This is a genomic window from Mycobacterium sp. smrl_JER01 (assembly GCF_048513595.2).
GTDB lineage: Bacteria > Actinomycetota > Actinomycetes > Mycobacteriales > Mycobacteriaceae > Mycobacterium.
On record NZ_JBLXXK020000001.1, the window covers coordinates 1,781,756 to 1,797,167 of the forward strand.

Genomic DNA, 15,412 nt, shown 5'->3' on the forward strand with positions numbered 1-15,412 from the left:
GCGACACACCGGGTATCGGGATGCAAACACGCACGCTCGCGGTGCCGGCCGTCAGCCGGCTTGACCTCAGTTGGTGGGGAATCCGAGGTTGATGCCGCCGTGGCTGGGGTCGAGCCAGCGGGTGGTGATGGCTTTTTGGCGGGTGAAGAAGTGGACGCCGTCGAGGCCGTGGGCGTGGGAGTCGCCGAACAGGGATGCCTTCCAGCCGCCGAAGCTGTAGTAGGCCATCGGCACCGGGATGGGCACGTTGATGCCGACCATGCCGACCTCGACCTCGTTCTGGAACCGCCGGGCCGCACCACCGTCGTTGGTGAAGATCGCGGTGCCGTTGCCGTAGGGGTTGGTGTTGATCAGCTCGAGGGCTTGGTCGTAGGTCTCGACGCGTAGGACCGACAGGACGGGGCCGAAGATCTCGTCGGTGTAGACGGTCATGTCGGGGGTGACGTTGTCGAGCAGGGTGGGGCCCAGCCAGAACCCGTCAGCACCCCCGTCGGCGGTCACCTGGCGGCCGTCGACGACGACTTTGGCGCCGGCGGCTTCGCCGGCGTCGATGTAGGAGGCGACCTTGTCGCGGTGGGCCTTGGTGACCAGGGGGCCCATGTCGGAGTCCTTGGTGCCGTCACCGATTTTCAGGCCGGTGGTGCGCTCGGTGATCTTGGCGACCAGGTCGTCGGCGATCGGTCCGACCGCGACGCAGGCGCTGATGGCCATGCAGCGCTCGCCGGCGGAGCCGAAGCCGGCGTTGACCATGGCGTCGGCGGCCAGATCCAGGTCGGCGTCGGGCAGGATCACGGCGTGGTTTTTGGCGCCGCCCAGGGCCTGGACCCGTTTGCCGGCGGCGGTGCCGGTGGCGTAGACGTACTGGGCGATCGGGGTCGACCCGACAAACGACACCGACTTGATCTTGGGGTTGGTGAGCAGTTCGTCGACGGCGGTCTTGTCGCCTTGGAGCACGTTGAACACCCCGGCGGGCAGCCCGGCTTCCTTCCACAGCTCGGCCAGCCACAGCGCGGCGCTAGGATCCTTTTCACTGGGTTTGAGGACCACGGTGTTGCCGGTGGCGATGGCGAGGGGGAAGAACCACATCGGGACCATGGCCGGGAAGTTGAACGGGGAGATGATCGCGACCGGGCCCAACGGTTGGCGGATGGAGTGCACGTCGACGTTGGTCGAGGCGTTCTCGGTGAAGCCGCCCTTGAGCAGGTGGGGGATGCCGCAGGCGAACTCGACGACTTCCTGGCCGCGGCTGACCTCGCCGAGGGCGTCGGAGACGACCTTGCCGTGCTCGCTGGTGATGATCTCGGCCAGCTCACCCTTGCGCTCGTTGAGCAGCTCCCGGAAGGCGAACAGCACCTGGGTGCGCTTGGCCAGCGAGGTGTCCCGCCAGGCCGGGAACGCCGCGGCGGCGGCATCGATGACGTGCTGGGCGTCGGTGACCGACGCCAACGCCACCTGACCGGTCACCGCACCGGTGGCCGGATTGGTCACCGGCGCCGTCGCGGAGGACTCGCCGGCAAACACCTTGTTATCAACCCAATGCCCAATGGTCGTCGTCATGGTGTCCAGTGTGGGGCTCCGGAGGCTCTTCGCACCCTTACACGTCGTATCAATATCCGCGGGATCGCTTACACTGCGTAAATGGCCGTGACGGTGGGTGAAGTCGTCGAGCTGCCCGTGGTCCAGCGGGGATCTCCCGAGATCCTCAGCCGGTGCCGATGGTCCGAGCCGGTCCGTTGGCTGCACGTCGGCGGCGTGGCCGACCTGTCCTCGCTGCTGCAGGGCGGTGAGCTGGTACTGACCACCGGCGCCGGTCTGGGCCGCACGCCGACACGCTACCTCCAGGGATTGGCCGACGCCGGCGCGTTGGGAGTCGTCGTCGAACTCGGTGCAAGCATGCCGGCGCTTCCCGCATCCTTGACGGCACTGGCAGGGAAGCTCGATCTCGCATTGGTCGTGCTGCACCGGCAGATCAGGTTCGTCGACGTCACCGAGATCGTGCACCGGCGCATCGTCGCCGAACAGTACGACGAGGTCGCGTTCGACCGGCGAGTCCACGAAGTGTTCACCGAGCTGAGTATGAAGCGGGCCTCGGTGGCGGGCATCGTCGACGCGGCGGCACGGATCCTTGACCTGCCGGTCGTCCTGGAGGATCTCGCCCACCAGGCCATCGCGGTGTCGACGAGCGGCGCGAAAACCGCCACCCTGCTTGACGATTGGGAGAACCGGTCCCGCCGCACACCGACCCCCGACGGCGGTCCCGAGCGGTGGGCGCTCACCGCGGTCGGACCGCGCGGCGAAGAGTGGGGTCGGCTGATCGTGCCTATGACACCGGCCGACCGGGCCCGGGCGACGATGGTGCTCGAACGGGCCTCGGCGGCGCTGGCGCTCAACCGCATGATCGAGCGGAACAACACCGGTCTGCGCCAGCAGGCGCAGAGCGGACTGATCGAGGACGTGCTGGGCGGCCGGGTGGCCGACGAGCGGGAGGTCGCGGCACGCGCGCACGCCCTCGGGCTGCGCAAGGCGGCTCGCTACCACCCGGTGGTGGTCCGTGTCGAGCGCACCGGGACGTCCACCGATCCGCTTGCCGCGCAACGACGCAACATCTCCCTGCTCGACGCCGTCGCCCACACCGTCAACGTCGCGGGCCACACCGGCGTCTTCGCCGGCCGCCGCGACGGAGAGATCGCGGCACTGCTCACCGTCAACACCGCGCGCGGCGGCCCGGACAAGGCGCTCGCCGACCTCGGCGCGCGGCTGCACAAGGATCTGCGCCGGGTCGACGGCGTCGCTCGCTCGGTGTGCGCGGTGGGCACACCGGAAGTCGACGTCACCGACGCCATCCGCGGTCTGGCCGAGGCCGCCCACGTCGCGGAGGTCGCGCTGGCGATGCGAGACAGCGCACGGCCGTACTTCCGCGCCTCCGACGTCCGGTTGCGCGGCCTGATGGCCCTGCTGCGCGACGATCCACGCGTGCAGCGGTTCGCCGAAACCGAACTCAAACCCCTGCTCGACCGCGGGGCGGCCGCGGACGTGGAGGTGCTCCGCGAGTACCTCGGCCTCGCGGGCAACAAAGCCGCGCTGGCCCAGCGGCTGCACATCAGCAGACCCGCCCTCTACAAGCGGTTGGCGACTATCGAACAGACCCTGGGTGTCGACCTCGACGATGCCGAATCGATGACCTCGCTGTCGGTGGCGCTGATGGTGCTCGACGCGCGGCAGCGCATCGAGCCCGCCAGCCTCAATGAGGTCACCTGATCATTCCGCCGGCGACAACGAGCGCGAGGGCCGCCAGGCCAGGAAGCCGACGATCAGCCCCACGAACGGAACCGCGGCCAGGACGGTGCTCAACGTCGCACTGCCGCCGGTGACCAGCGTGAAGTTCGACAACACCAGCCACAGGCTGGCCAGCAGACCGGCCACCGCCAGTGCCGGAGCGATCCGCGTGGTCCAGACCCGGCCCGACACCCGGTCCCGGTGGCGCAGGAAGAAGACCAGCACGGCGATCGACGTGGTGAGCATCAGGGTGACCATCCCGACCGTCGCGACACCGGCCATCGACCCGAAAACCCCGACCAGCGGGTCGATTCCGAGGATCGCCAACACCGCGATGATGAGGGTGGCGGTGACGGTCTGCACCACCGACGAGAACGACGGCGACTCATGGTTGTCGTGCACCTTGGCCAGCCGGGCCGGCAGCAGGCCCTTGCCGGCCAGCACGAACTGGTAGCGGGCGATCACGTTGTGGAACGACAGCACGCACGCGAACAGGCTGGTCAGCAACAGGACGTTGACGATGTCGCGGCCGACGGTGCCCAGCATGTCCCCGGTGGTGTCCAGCAGCATGTTGCCGTCCCCGTCGAGGGTGCGCTGGGCGACCGCGCCCACCTGATCCGGCCCGATCGCAACGACGAACGCCCACACCGTGATCGCGTAGAAGGCGCCGATCAGGATGACGGCGGCGTAGGTGGCGCGGGGGATCGTGCGCTCAGGGTGGCGTGCCTCGTCACGGAACACCGCGGTGGACTCGAACCCGATGAACCCGGTCAGCGCGAACAGGATCGCGATGCCGATGGTGCCGCTGGTGAACACGGCGGGATCAAAGGAGGCCAGTGTGACGCCGGCCGGGCCGGGATTGGCGACCATCACCGCGTCGAGCACCACGACGATGCCGATCTCGAGGGCCAGCGCCACGCCGAGCACCTTGGCGCTGAGCTCGATGTGCCGGTAACCCAGCACGGCGACGATCGCCAGCACGGCGAACGAGTAGACGGGCCAGGGGATCACGGGTCCGCCGTAGTGGATCACCGTGTCGTTGATGGCCCAGCCGATGTAGCCGTAGATGCCGATCTGGATGGCGGTGTAGGCGATCAGTGCGACCACCGCGATGCCCTTGCCCATCCGTTCCCCCAACCCGACGGTCACGTAGGAGAAGAACGCACCGGCCTCGGGCACATGCGGCGTCATCGTCACGAACCCGACGCTGAACACCAGCAGCACCAACGCGGCGATCACGAACCCCATCGGCGCGCCCGCGCCGTTGCCCAGTCCCATCGCCAACGGCATGTTGCCGCCGATCACCGTCAGCGGTGCGGCCGCCGCGACGACCATGAACACGATGCCGACGGGTCCGAGGTGCCCGGTGAGGCGCCGCCCCTCGGTTCTGGTGGGTGCAGTGGTCACGAAATCTCCTGGGGTTGAGGGGTGTCGATACGCAGCGCCTGCCGCAACAGGTCGTGGTTCAGGGCGTGGGCGGTGAAGCCATGCCGGCCCGTCATGGTGGTGGCGGCGACCATCGCGTTGACGATGGCCTCCTCCGTGGCTTCGATCGTGAGATCGAACAGCCGGGTCATCAACTGGGGAGCGACCATTCGGAGTGCGACCTCAGGCCTCGACGCGGCCGGATCCTCGTCCCACGCGTAGGGCGGGATCCCGCGGTTGCCGGTGGCAAACGCCAGCATCAGGTCGCCGCTGTACTGCTCGCCGGTGCCCCCGAGCCGGCTCACCGCCAGCGCCGCGCGCTGGGCCAGTCGCGTGCACTGGTGAGGGAGCAGCGGCGCGTCGGTGGCGACGATGACGATGATGGACCCTGAACCGGGCTCATAGCGTGCGGGCAGATCCGGCAGCGCGACTTCGGACGGGCCGATCAGTTCGCCGACGGGGACGCCGTTGATCCGGAGTCGTTCGCGGCGGCCGTGATTGGCCTGCACCAGCACGCCCACCGTGTACGGGCCCGCGGCGGTCTCGGTGACACGCGACGAGGTGCCGATGCCGCCCTTGAACCCGTGGCAGATCATCCCGGTTCCGCCGCCGACGTTGCCCTCGGCAGGCGCGGCGGGCGAAGCCCCGTCGAGCGCGGAGCGCACGTGCTCCGGCCGGACGTGAAACCCGTTGATGTCGTTGAGCAGACCGTCGTAGGTCTCGCCGACCACCGGCAGCGACCAGTAGAGGCCCTCGCCGCGGGCGCGCACCTGGGCGGCCACCAGTTCGTCGCGGACCACGCCGACACTGTGGGTGTTGGTGAGCCCGATCGCGGAGGTCAGCTCGCCGGACTCGCGGATCCACTCCAAGCCGGTCAGCTCACCGCTGCCGTTGAGCCGGTGCGAGCCGGCGAACACCGGTTCGGTCCAGATGTCGTCGTGGGGGATCACGACGGTCACCCCGGTGTGCACGGCCGGGGGTCCGGCGGCATCGAGGGTGGTGTGGCCGACCCGCACGCCTGCGACATCGGTGATGGCGTTGGCCGGTCCGGTGGGATGGTCCCCGATGACGACGCCGAGGTCTCTGGCACGCACTGATCACGCTCGTTCCGGTAGTTTTTTTACCAACTGGAAAAGAACTATGCGCCCGTGTGATCCCCGACGCAAGAGGAACGGCAGAATATGTTCGACGGATATCCGGCAGCGGGGGAGGTGACCACGGCATGGCGCGGCCGAATCGGCAGGTGGAACGGCGGGGCGACATCATGGACGCGGCGATCGCGCTCATCGAGCGCCACGATCTGGCCACCCTCAAACTCGCCGACGTGGCGGCCGAACTCGGGCTGACCACCAACGCGGTGCGGTACTACTTCAAGGACATGCCGGCGCTGCTGTCGGAGCTGGCGCTACGCTCGGACGTCCGGTTCTACGACGAACGGCTGCGGCTGGCCGCCGACGCCGGGGAACCGCCCGCACAGCTGGCGGTCACCATCGCGGCGGGTCTGCCCACCGGGCCCGAGGACGCCGAGTGGCGGGCCATCTGGCGCGCCGTGCTGGCCGCGGGCTTCGAACTCGATCGGTGCGCCGATGTGCAGGGCATCTACCACCGTCAGGTCGGCCTCTACCGGGACCTGTTGAACGCCGGGGCCGAAGCCGGGGCGTTCACGTTGACCGGTGGCGCCGAGGACATCGCGATGTCACTGATGGCGATGGAGGACTACTTCGGGTACCGCATCGTCGCGCGCGATCCCCAGTTCGATCGGGCGACCGCCCTGCGGCTCATGCGCCAGTACGCCGAACTGGCCACCGGAGCAAGGCTCCCCGAGACGGTCTGACGAAGAACTGCATCGCCCAGTTTGAAACTGCGGGTCGCAGACTCTGCACCAGTTGTTGCGTCGTCGGCCTGCCGCTCGGGTCGACGACATACTCTCACGCACTCCGTCGCGTTTGGATGGCCAGTGGTCCTCGTTCGTCTGCACCGACCGCTATGTAATTGCAGCCCAGGGGTATTGAAGGGGCTCGGACTTCTGGGTCCGGGTGTGGCGCACCACCCCGTCAGCGCGGTGATTGACGCGAGATCGATGAGCATGTGGCGGGCTGGCTGAAACGGCACTGCTTGACCCGGATGCCTCCTTGTTCTGCGCGCAGGCACGCGGGCTTCCCGGCGAGTCGTCCGGGCAGCGTCGCGTCGGGTGGACAGTGCTTGCATACCTGTCCAATCACGTACTACATTCGTGTGCCAGCTGCTGCCAATGGAGGAGGCCCGTTCCTGATGTTTCACCCGCCGGTGCGTATTGCGCGATGTTCTGAGCGGCCCGGGGCGGTGCGGTCAGGAAGGGGTGGAGGGCACGGCCCGTGCTTCGATCCGGGAGTCGCGGCCGTGAATGCACATCGACGCAGGCCCACTTCCGACCGGGACACCGACATCAATACGTCGACTCGGTGCGTCCGCTGATGGCCGTCTATCGCAGCAGGATTTCGACGTCGAGCGAGGACTTCCAGCGTAATCGCAAGGCGATGCTCGCCCTGGTGGGCGAGCTGCGCGGCTTGGAGGATCGGGCTCGTCTCGCCTCGGAGCGTTCGGCAGAACGTTTCGCTCGGCGAGGCCAGCTCTTGCCGCGGGAACGGTTGTCGCGAGTGCTGGACCCGGGTGCGCCGTTCCTTGAGTTGCAGAACATGGCAGGTTTCGCCATGAACGACAGCGGTTCCGACGCCGGCCGGGACACCTCCGTCCCTGGCGCCAATCAGATCGCCGGGATCGGTTTCATCTCCGGAACGCGCTGCATGGTCGTCGTCACCGACAGCGGAATCAATGCCGGAGCGCTGAACGCCGCCGGCAGCCCCAAGATTATGCGGGCACAGGCCGTCGCGGCCCAGAATCGACTTCCGTTCATCCATCTGGTGGAGAGTGCCGGCGCCAACATTCCGGCGTATCGGGTAGAAGGATTCGTCGCCGGTGGACAGATGTTCGCCAATCTGGCACGCCTGTCGGCGGCGGGGATCCCCGTCATCACCGTCCTGCACGGATCGTCGACGGCCGGCGGCGCATACATGCCCGGCCTATCCGATGTGGTGATCGCCGTGCGGGGGCGCGCCAAGGCGTTCCTTGCCGGTCCGCCGCTGTTGAAAGCGGCCACCGGGGAGGTTGCGACCGACGAAGACCTCGGCGGGGCACAGATGCACGCCGAAGTCTCCGGTTTGGTCGAACACTTGGCCGAGGATGACAACGACGCGATTCGGCTCTGCCGTCAGGTGGTCGGTCGACTTGCTTGGGGGCATGGTCGCTTGCACTCGGCGCCAACGGGTTTCGCTGACCCCGCTTATGACCCTGACGAGATTGCCGGGGTGGTGCCGTTGGACTATCGCACGCCCTACGACGTGCGCGAGGTGATGGCGCGTCTGGCCGACGGCTCGGACCTGACTGACTTCAAGCCGCGCTATGGGCCGGCCACGGTGTGCATCGAGGCTGAGGTGCACGGGCGTCCGGTGGCGTTCATCGGCAACAACGGACCGATCGACAATGACGGTGCGACCAAGGCGGCGCACTTCATCCAGCACTGCAGTCAGATCGGCACACCGATCACCTACCTGCAGAACATCACGGGATACATGGTCGGCACAGCGGCCGAACGCGGCGGCATGATCAAGCACGGATCGAAGATGATCCAGGCGGTGTCGACGGCAAGCGTGCCGCAGTTCACCTTCCTGACCGGGGCCAGCTTCGGCGCCGGAAACTACGGAATGTGCGGCCGCGGTTACGCGCCCCGTTTCATCTTCGGGTGGCCCAACAACCGCGTAGGTCTCATGGGTCCTGAGCAGGCGGCGACGACCATGCGGATCGTCGCGGAGGCATCCGCCGAACGTAAGGGCGTCACTCTCGATCCTGACGCCGTCGCCCAGACGGGACGGGAGATCACCGAACTGCTTGAGCGCCAATCAGACGCGTTCTACACGTCGGGTCGTGGCCTTGACGACGGGGTGATCGACCCCCGCGACACCCGGCGCGTCCTGGCGTTCCTGCTGACAACCGCCGAAGAAGCCGAGCGCATCGAGCCGCGCCCGGTGTCCTTCGGCGTGGCTCGGATGTGAGTGAGGGGATGGGAATGACTGAAGCCGAGTTGGTCGACCTGTCGGTGACTGATGAAGGCGGCGTCCTGCATATGACGCTGAACCGGCCGGAGAACCGAAATGCGTTGTCAGAGGCTGTCGTCGAGGGCATTACGAAGGTATGTGCGCACGTCGAGGCTGATCGCGGACGTTTCCGTGCGCTGATTCTGCGAGGCGCCGGTGGGGTGTTCTGCGCGGGTGGAGACATCAAGGGTTTCCGGCAGGTGTTCCAGGACGGTGGTGATCCTGCGGCCATCGCAGCATCCAATCGCCGTTACGGCACATTGCTCGAGCTCATCGACAACCTGCCGCTGCTCGTAGTCGCCGGTGTGGACGGCGCTGCGATGGGAGGCGGCGTCGGGTTGGCTGCGGTGGCCGACCTCGTGATCGCGACCGCCGACAGCAAGTTCTCTCTGACTGAGACAACCCTCGGGCTGCCGCCGGCACAAATCGCTCCGTTCGTCGTCGCTCGTACCGGCCGACACGCCGCGCGGCGGCTGATGCTGACTGCCTCGAGATTGGACGCAGAAAGCGCCGCCGAGGTGGGGTTGGTCGATGAGGTCGTCGCTGACGCCAAGGCTCTCGACGCTGCTGTCGCCAAGGCGATAAGCGGTGTGCGCAGGTGTGCGCCGGGCGCGAACGCGATGACCAAGGAGTTGGTGAACGCCTCAACCCGGTTGAGGCCCGGTGAACTATTGGACCACTCCGCCGAGCGGTTCGCCGAAGCCATGCTCGGGGCGGAGGCCAAGGAAGGGGTCGACGCGTTTCTGCATCGGACCAAACCGGCGTGGACGAATTCGGCTTCGGTGCGTGCCGACGGCGGCGTGGAAGGTGACGCATGAACTTCAGCAGTGTCCTGGTCGCCAACCGAGGTGAGATCGCAGTGCGGGTGATGCGGAGCGCGGCAGCTTTGGGTTACCGCACCGTCGCGGTGTATTCGGACGCCGACGCGCAAGCCCCGCATGTGCGGGCGGCCGACCAAGCAGTGCGCATCGGCGGCGCGCCGGCGCGCGAGTCGTACCTGGACGTCGACCGGTTGATCGGCGCGGCGCAGCGTTCCGGTGCCACGGCGGTGCATCCCGGCTACGGGTTTCTCTCGGAGAACGCCGAGTTCGCTCAGGCGTGCCTGGACGCGGGACTTGTGTTCATCGGGCCCTCCCCGGAAACCATCCGCGCCATGGGGGACAAGGCGGCGGCCAAGCGGTTGATGGCAGACGCCGGAGTACCGCTGCTGGCGGGGTACCAAGGCGTCGAGCAGGATGACGAGCGGCTGCTGGCCGAGGCGTCTGTCATCGGCTTCCCGTTGATGGTCAAGGCGGCTGCCGGCGGCGGCGGTAAAGGCATGCGGCTGGTCCGTGATCCTGCCGCACTGCCCGATTCATTGGCCGCAGCACGGCGAGAAGCATTGTCTGCGTTCGGTTCCGACACGCTGATACTGGAGCGGGCGTTACTGCGCCCTCGGCATGTCGAGATCCAGATCATGGCCGATACACATGGCCACGCGATTGCCCTCGGAGAGCGCGACTGCTCGGTGCAGCGCCGACACCAAAAGGTGATCGAGGAGTCGCCATGTCCGGTCATCAACGATCAGATTCGTCGCGCGATGAGTGAAGCTGCGGTGACGGCAGCCAAAACCGTCGATTATGTCGGTGCCGGCACCGTGGAATTTCTCCTCGACACCGACGGGACCTTCGCGTTCCTGGAGATGAACACCCGCTTGCAGGTCGAGCACCCGGTCACCGAACTGGTCACCGGCCTGGACCTGGTGGCCTGGCAGCTGCGGATCGCAGCCGGCGAGCCGCTAACGGTCGAACAGGAAGATGTACAGCTGGCCGGGCACGCCATCGAAGCCCGCCTCTACGCCGAGGATCCAGGTAACGGCTATCTGCCGGTCACCGGCCGCGTCGAACGATGGGTGCCACCCGGTGGAGACGGTGTCCGGGTCGATGCCGGAATCGACACCGGTGCCTGTGTCACCCCACATTACGACCCGATGCTGGCGAAGATCATCGCCTACGGACACGACCGTGACGAGGCCCGTCGCCGCCTGATCAATGCGCTCGAACGCACAACGGTTCTCGGGCTCGCCACCAACCGCAGTTTTCTGTCGCGGATCCTGCGGCACGGCGAGTTCGCCCACGGGGACGTCACAACTGCGCTTCTCGATGAAGCGGACCTGGCTGCTGATCCAGAACCGTCATCGAGCGAACTCGCTCTGGCCTCGGCACTGCTACATCGTGAGCGCGGGGTTGCCGCGAGCCAACGATCTCCCGGTTTGTCGGGGTGGTCCACCACCGGCAGCCTTCGCGCCACGCAGCGCCTTTCGTTCAGGGATCGGCTGGTGGATGTCCACGTCACTCAAATGCGAGATGAATTGCACATCGAAGTCGACGGCACCACGCATGTTGCGGTTGTCGGCGACGCTGCGGACGGACTGTCCATCGACGGTGCGAACGTCTCGCCTGACTACTGGTTTGACGGAGCGGATCGTATCCTGGTCCGTCTCGCCCACCTCGATCTCGACGTCCGGGACGTGCTCTTCGCCCCGCCGGAGAGCGCGCAGAGTTCCGGTACCGGCGCCATCGCCGCGCCGATGCATGGAACCGTCACAGCCCGATTGGTCGACGTGGGCGCCGAGGTGGTGGCTGGTCAGCGGTTGCTGGTTCTCGAAGCAATGAAGATGGAGCAGCCACTGGTTGCCGATGTTTCCGGGACAGTGACCGAGATCGTCGACGCCGGAGTTCAGGTGGCGTTGCACGACATCGTGGTTCGAATCGATCCGGCGACCACCGAGGACGTGGAATGAGCGAGATAACCGTCAACATCGGTGGCGCCTCAGGGATGTGGGGTGATTCGTACCTGTCCACCCCGCAACTGCTGGCCGATGGACGGTGCGATTACCTGATCTATGAGGGATTGGCCGAGATCACGATGGCCATCCTCACCAAAGCCCGGATGAAGGACGCTGCACACGGTTACGCCCACGATCTTGTCACGACCATAGGAACCAACCTCCGCCAGATGCGAGATTCCGGCGTCAAGGTGATCACCAACGCCGGTGGCATCAACCCCCGAGCAGCAGCCGAGCGGTTACGTGCGATCGCCGCGGCGACGGGCGTCGACGTCCGCGTCGCGTCCGTCATTGGTGACGACCTGATCCCGCAGAAGAAGCGGCTGAGCGATCTTGACATCCGTGAGATGACACGCGGCACACCGATTCCGGATCGCCCGGTCAGCATGAACGCCTACCTCGGCGCGCGGCCCATCGCCGCAGCGCTGAGCGCAGGGGCCGATGTGGTCGTCACCGGCCGATGCGCTGACAGCGCATTGGCGCTCGGTCCACTGATCTACGAGTACGGTTGGCAACCAGAGGATTTCGACGAACTATCCGGTGGAAGTCTGGCCGGCCACTTGATCGAATGTGGGCCGCAGTCCACCGGTGGGTTGCTCACCGACTGGGAGGACACGCCCAGTTGGGCCAACAGCGGATTCCCGATCGTCATGGTCGGCGATGACGGCAGCTTCGAGATCACCGCCCCTGCGGGTACCGACGCGCTGGTCGATCGGCGCACCGTGATCGAGCAGATGCTGTACGAGATCGGTGATCCAGCGGCCTATCTCCTGCCGGACGTGGTGTGTGACTGGACAGAAGTGCACGTCGAGCAGGTTGGCCCCAACCGGGTATCGGTACAGGGTGCGCGGGGTCTGGCACCGACTCCGACTTTGAAAGCTTGCGCACAGGTGCCTGACGGTTACCGCGCCCAGGTGCAGTTCTTCCTCGGCGGTCGCGACGCAGACAGGCGCGGACGCCGCGCCGCGCGGGACCTGCTTGCTCGGTCCGAGAAGATGTTTGCCGACCGGGGTTTCCCGGCATTCCGCAACACGCTGATCGAGATCATCGGGGCCGAAGACACCTACGGCCCCAACGCCCGAGTCTCCGCAGCCCGCGAAGTCATGGTGCGCATTGCCTTGCACCACGACGACGCGAACGCGCTCACCGCCTTCATTCGGGAATTCCCCTCGATCGGCCTCGGTGGTCCGTGCGGGATCGGGGGCATGGGTGGCGGTCTGCCCAAAGCGTCACCGGTCTTGAGACTGGAATCGTTCCTGATTCCGCGCGAACTGATCACCGCGGAGGTCGAGGTCGACGGCCAAGTGTGCGACCACTCGGCGTGGGGTGACGTCCCGGTGGTGCTGTGTGAAGCGCGGTCAAGCTCACACGGAACTGACGTCGACGTCGCCGACGAGAATGCGCGCGAGGGTATCGAGCTACCGCTGCTCGCGATCGCTTTCGGACGCAGCGGTGACAAAGGCGACAACGTCAACATCGGTGTAGCCGCCCGCGATCCGGACTTCGAGCCGATACTTCACGCTCAGGTCACGGTTCGGCGCGTTGCCGAGTTTCTCGGACACTACGACGCACGTCGTGTCGAGCGATTTCTTCTTCCCGGCAGTCACTCCCTGAATTTCGTCCTGCACCAAGCGCTGGGTGGAGGCGGCACGACATCCCTCCGCATCGATCCACAGGGCAAGGCGGCTGCCCAGCAGCTGCTGGAGTTACCGGTATGGGTTCCGGAGTCGCTGCTGCACCATCCGGCGCTCGCACGGATCCCCGAGGTTGATGCTGCCCACAGCGAAAGGACCCCCAATGCAGTTGACGCCTGAGCACGACGCGTTCCGAGCCAGCGTACGGCGATTCGTCGATGAGCGGATCAATCCCCATGCCGACGAATGGGAGCAGGCAGGGATGATGCCCCTGCACCAGATCTTCAAAGAGATGGCAGATCTCGGCATGCTCGGCCTCGAATACGATCCGGCATACGGCGGTCAAGGCGCTGACCCGTCATTCACCATGGTCCTGTCCGAGGAGATGGGCCACTGCTCCCTGGGGGCATTCGGTATGGCTCTCGGCGTACAGGTCGCCATGGCGACACCCTCGTTGCACGAACACGGAAGCGACGAGTTGAAATCGGAATACCTGGCCCCGGCCATGCGGGGCGAGATGGTCGCCGCCATCGGGGTCACCGAACCGGACGCGGGATCCGACGTGGCGGGCATCCGCACCCGGGCACGTCGCGACGGCGACGACTGGGTGATCAACGGCTCCAAGATGTACATCACCAATTCGCTTCAGGCCGACTGGATCTGCACGTTGGTTAGGACATCCGACGAGGGCGGCCACCGCGGAATGAGCCAGATCATCGTTCCCACCGATACCCCTGGGTTCAGCGTGGCCAAGAAGCTGGACAAGCTCGGTATGCGTGCCTCCGACACCGGCTTGCTGAGCTTCGACGAGGTCCGGGTGCCGGTGCGTAACACCGTGGGTGAGGTCGGACGCGGCTTCCAACAGCAGATGGTGCAGTTCGTCATCGAACGCACCTGGGCGGTCTTCTATACATACGTCGGTTGCGCTGAAGCCCTCGAGCGCACCAAAGCCTATGCTCAGCAACGCTCTGTCTTCGGAGCTCCGCTGGCTGCCAACCAGTACCTGCAGTACACCTACGCCGAACTCGCGGCGGAAGTCGACCTTCTGCGCCAGTACTCGCACGCGATCGTCGAGGCGATGATGGCCGGTGAGGTCCCCACGCGGATGGCGACGATCGCCAAGTACAAATCGGGTCGGTTGGCCCGCCAGGTCAGTGATTGGTGCATGCAGGTTCACGGCGGAATCGGCTACATCGAGGAAACCTGGACGGCCCGGTTCCTCCGGGATATGCGGCTGCAGAGCATCGGCGGAGGTGCCGACGAAGTGATGCTCAGGGTTCTGTCCTCGATGGACGGGTTCGTCGGATGACCACGGGCGGCGGCTCCTGCGACGAGATCGTCGTCGGCCGGGCCGATTCGGTCAGCACCATCACCATCAATCGTCCACGCCGCATGAACGCACTGACGTACGACACGATGCTCCAGCTCGGCGACGTCATCGAGACCGAGGCAATCCGTGACGACGTGCGCGCCCTGGTTCTGACCGGTACCGGGGATTGCTTCAGCTCGGGCGCCGATCTGGCATCCGCTTCGAACGCGAACGGATATGAACCCGAAGAGGGTGTGCGCGCCGCGAACCGCATCGTCAGCGCCATCCTCGGCGCAGGGATACCGGTGGTGGCCCGGGTTGCCGGACCCGCCGTCGGGGTCGGCATGCCCATTGCCCTGGCCGCGGACCTGGTCATCGCGAGCGAGAACGCCTACTTCATGTTGGCTTTCACCAAGATCGGTCTGATGCCGGACGGCGGCGCGTCACTGCTGGTGACCGCGTCGATCGGGCGGGCGCGGGCCCTGAGCCTGGCTTTGCGGGCCGAACGGCTGCCGGCCAGAGCTGCCGCGGACATGGGCTTGATCGACCGGACGGTACCGGGCGAACAGCTCGACGACGCGGTGCGGCAAGCAGTGGATCATTTCGTTTCCGGTCCACGGAAGGCCTTCGCGTTGACCAAGCGTGCCATCAACTCCGCTGCCCTCGATTTGCTGTCCGCCGCAATGGACCGGGAGGTCGACGGGCAGTCGCATCTGCTGCGTTCGCGCGACTTCCTTGAAGGAGCCTCGGCGATGCTGCAGAAGCGTTCGCCCACATTCACCGACTGAACCGCGCACACGCGCCCGAGTAT

11 protein-coding genes are annotated in these 15,412 nt (G+C 66.5%); 8 read left to right on the forward strand and 3 right to left on the reverse strand.

Annotated elements, in window-relative coordinates:
- Window positions 1-66 precede the first annotated feature (66 nt).
- On the reverse strand, window positions 67-1,557 hold the full coding sequence (locus ACNUDN_RS08455) for a CoA-acylating methylmalonate-semialdehyde dehydrogenase (RefSeq protein ID WP_419121524.1): 1,491 nt from the start codon (window positions 1,555-1,557) through the stop codon (window positions 67-69).
- Window positions 1,558-1,638: 81 nt separating this feature from the next.
- Between ACNUDN_RS08455 and ACNUDN_RS08460 the strand changes: the two genes are divergently transcribed.
- A complete protein-coding gene (locus ACNUDN_RS08460; RefSeq protein ID WP_419121525.1) occupies window positions 1,639-3,258 on the forward strand; it encodes a PucR family transcriptional regulator in 1,620 nt (539 codons plus the stop codon).
- On the opposite strand, the gene ACNUDN_RS08465 is transcribed toward ACNUDN_RS08460, so the two are convergent.
- Together ACNUDN_RS08465 and ACNUDN_RS08470 are read right to left on the reverse strand one after the other, a co-directional pair.
- Window positions 3,259-4,611 carry an APC family permease gene (locus ACNUDN_RS08465; RefSeq protein ID WP_419125070.1) on the reverse strand — a complete coding sequence of 451 codons (1,353 nt, stop codon included), beginning with the start codon at window positions 4,609-4,611 and terminating at the stop codon, window positions 3,259-3,261.
- A 68-nt stretch (window positions 4,612-4,679) separates the two neighbouring features.
- Window positions 4,680-5,795: a DmpA family aminopeptidase gene (locus ACNUDN_RS08470; RefSeq protein WP_419121526.1), complete on the reverse strand. Its 1,116-nt coding sequence runs from the start codon at window positions 5,793-5,795 to the stop codon at window positions 4,680-4,682.
- Between the two features lie 128 nt (window positions 5,796-5,923).
- On the opposite strand from ACNUDN_RS08470, the gene ACNUDN_RS08475 reads away from it, so the two are divergent.
- From ACNUDN_RS08475 to ACNUDN_RS08505, 7 genes are all read left to right on the forward strand, one after another.
- Window positions 5,924-6,535 carry a TetR/AcrR family transcriptional regulator gene (locus ACNUDN_RS08475; protein WP_419121527.1) on the forward strand — a complete coding sequence of 204 codons (612 nt, stop codon included), beginning with the start codon at window positions 5,924-5,926 and terminating at the stop codon, window positions 6,533-6,535.
- Between the two features lie 619 nt (window positions 6,536-7,154).
- Window positions 7,155-8,789, forward strand: a complete 1,635-nt coding sequence (locus tag ACNUDN_RS08480; RefSeq protein ID WP_498450149.1) for an acyl-CoA carboxylase subunit beta — start codon at window positions 7,155-7,157, stop codon at window positions 8,787-8,789.
- Between the two features lie 14 nt (window positions 8,790-8,803).
- Window positions 8,804-9,649, forward strand: a complete 846-nt coding sequence (locus ACNUDN_RS08485) for an enoyl-CoA hydratase/isomerase family protein (RefSeq protein WP_419121529.1) — start codon at window positions 8,804-8,806, stop codon at window positions 9,647-9,649.
- Window positions 9,646-11,613: an acetyl/propionyl/methylcrotonyl-CoA carboxylase subunit alpha gene (locus ACNUDN_RS08490; RefSeq protein WP_419121530.1), complete on the forward strand. Its 1,968-nt coding sequence runs from the start codon at window positions 9,646-9,648 to the stop codon at window positions 11,611-11,613. Before ACNUDN_RS08485 ends, ACNUDN_RS08490 begins: the two co-directional genes overlap by 4 nt.
- A complete protein-coding gene (locus ACNUDN_RS08495; protein WP_419121531.1) occupies window positions 11,610-13,472 on the forward strand; it encodes an acyclic terpene utilization AtuA family protein in 1,863 nt (620 codons plus the stop codon). Before ACNUDN_RS08490 ends, ACNUDN_RS08495 begins: the two co-directional genes overlap by 4 nt.
- Window positions 13,456-14,601: an acyl-CoA dehydrogenase family protein gene (locus ACNUDN_RS08500; protein ID WP_419121532.1), complete on the forward strand. Its 1,146-nt coding sequence runs from the start codon at window positions 13,456-13,458 to the stop codon at window positions 14,599-14,601. Before ACNUDN_RS08495 ends, ACNUDN_RS08500 begins: the two co-directional genes overlap by 17 nt.
- Window positions 14,598-15,389 carry an enoyl-CoA hydratase gene (locus ACNUDN_RS08505; RefSeq protein WP_419121533.1) on the forward strand — a complete coding sequence of 264 codons (792 nt, stop codon included), beginning with the start codon at window positions 14,598-14,600 and terminating at the stop codon, window positions 15,387-15,389. The genes ACNUDN_RS08500 and ACNUDN_RS08505 overlap by 4 nt, the downstream gene beginning before the upstream one ends.
- Window positions 15,390-15,412 lie beyond the last annotated feature (23 nt).

Bases quoted from the DNA above. Each gene is read 5' to 3' on its own strand.
- ACNUDN_RS08465 (WP_419125070.1), bottom strand. From the start codon at position 4,611: ATGGTCGTCGCGGCGGCCGCACCGCTGACGGTGATCGGCGGCAACATG.
- ACNUDN_RS08500 (WP_419121532.1), top strand. From the start codon at position 13,456: ATGCAGTTGACGCCTGAGCACGACGCGTTCCGAGCCAGCGTACGGCGA.
- ACNUDN_RS08460 (WP_419121525.1), top strand. From the start codon at position 1,639: ATGGCCGTGACGGTGGGTGAAGTCGTCGAGCTGCCCGTGGTCCAGCGG.
- ACNUDN_RS08480 (WP_498450149.1), top strand. From the start codon at position 7,155: ATGGCCGTCTATCGCAGCAGGATTTCGACGTCGAGCGAGGACTTCCAG.
- ACNUDN_RS08475 (WP_419121527.1), top strand. From the start codon at position 5,924: ATGGCGCGGCCGAATCGGCAGGTGGAACGGCGGGGCGACATCATGGAC.
- ACNUDN_RS08495 (WP_419121531.1), top strand. From the start codon at position 11,610: ATGAGCGAGATAACCGTCAACATCGGTGGCGCCTCAGGGATGTGGGGT.
- ACNUDN_RS08455 (WP_419121524.1), bottom strand. From the start codon at position 1,557: ATGACGACGACCATTGGGCATTGGGTTGATAACAAGGTGTTTGCCGGC.
- ACNUDN_RS08490 (WP_419121530.1), top strand. From the start codon at position 9,646: ATGAACTTCAGCAGTGTCCTGGTCGCCAACCGAGGTGAGATCGCAGTG.
- ACNUDN_RS08505 (WP_419121533.1), top strand. From the start codon at position 14,598: ATGACCACGGGCGGCGGCTCCTGCGACGAGATCGTCGTCGGCCGGGCC.
- ACNUDN_RS08485 (WP_419121529.1), top strand. From the start codon at position 8,804: ATGACTGAAGCCGAGTTGGTCGACCTGTCGGTGACTGATGAAGGCGGC.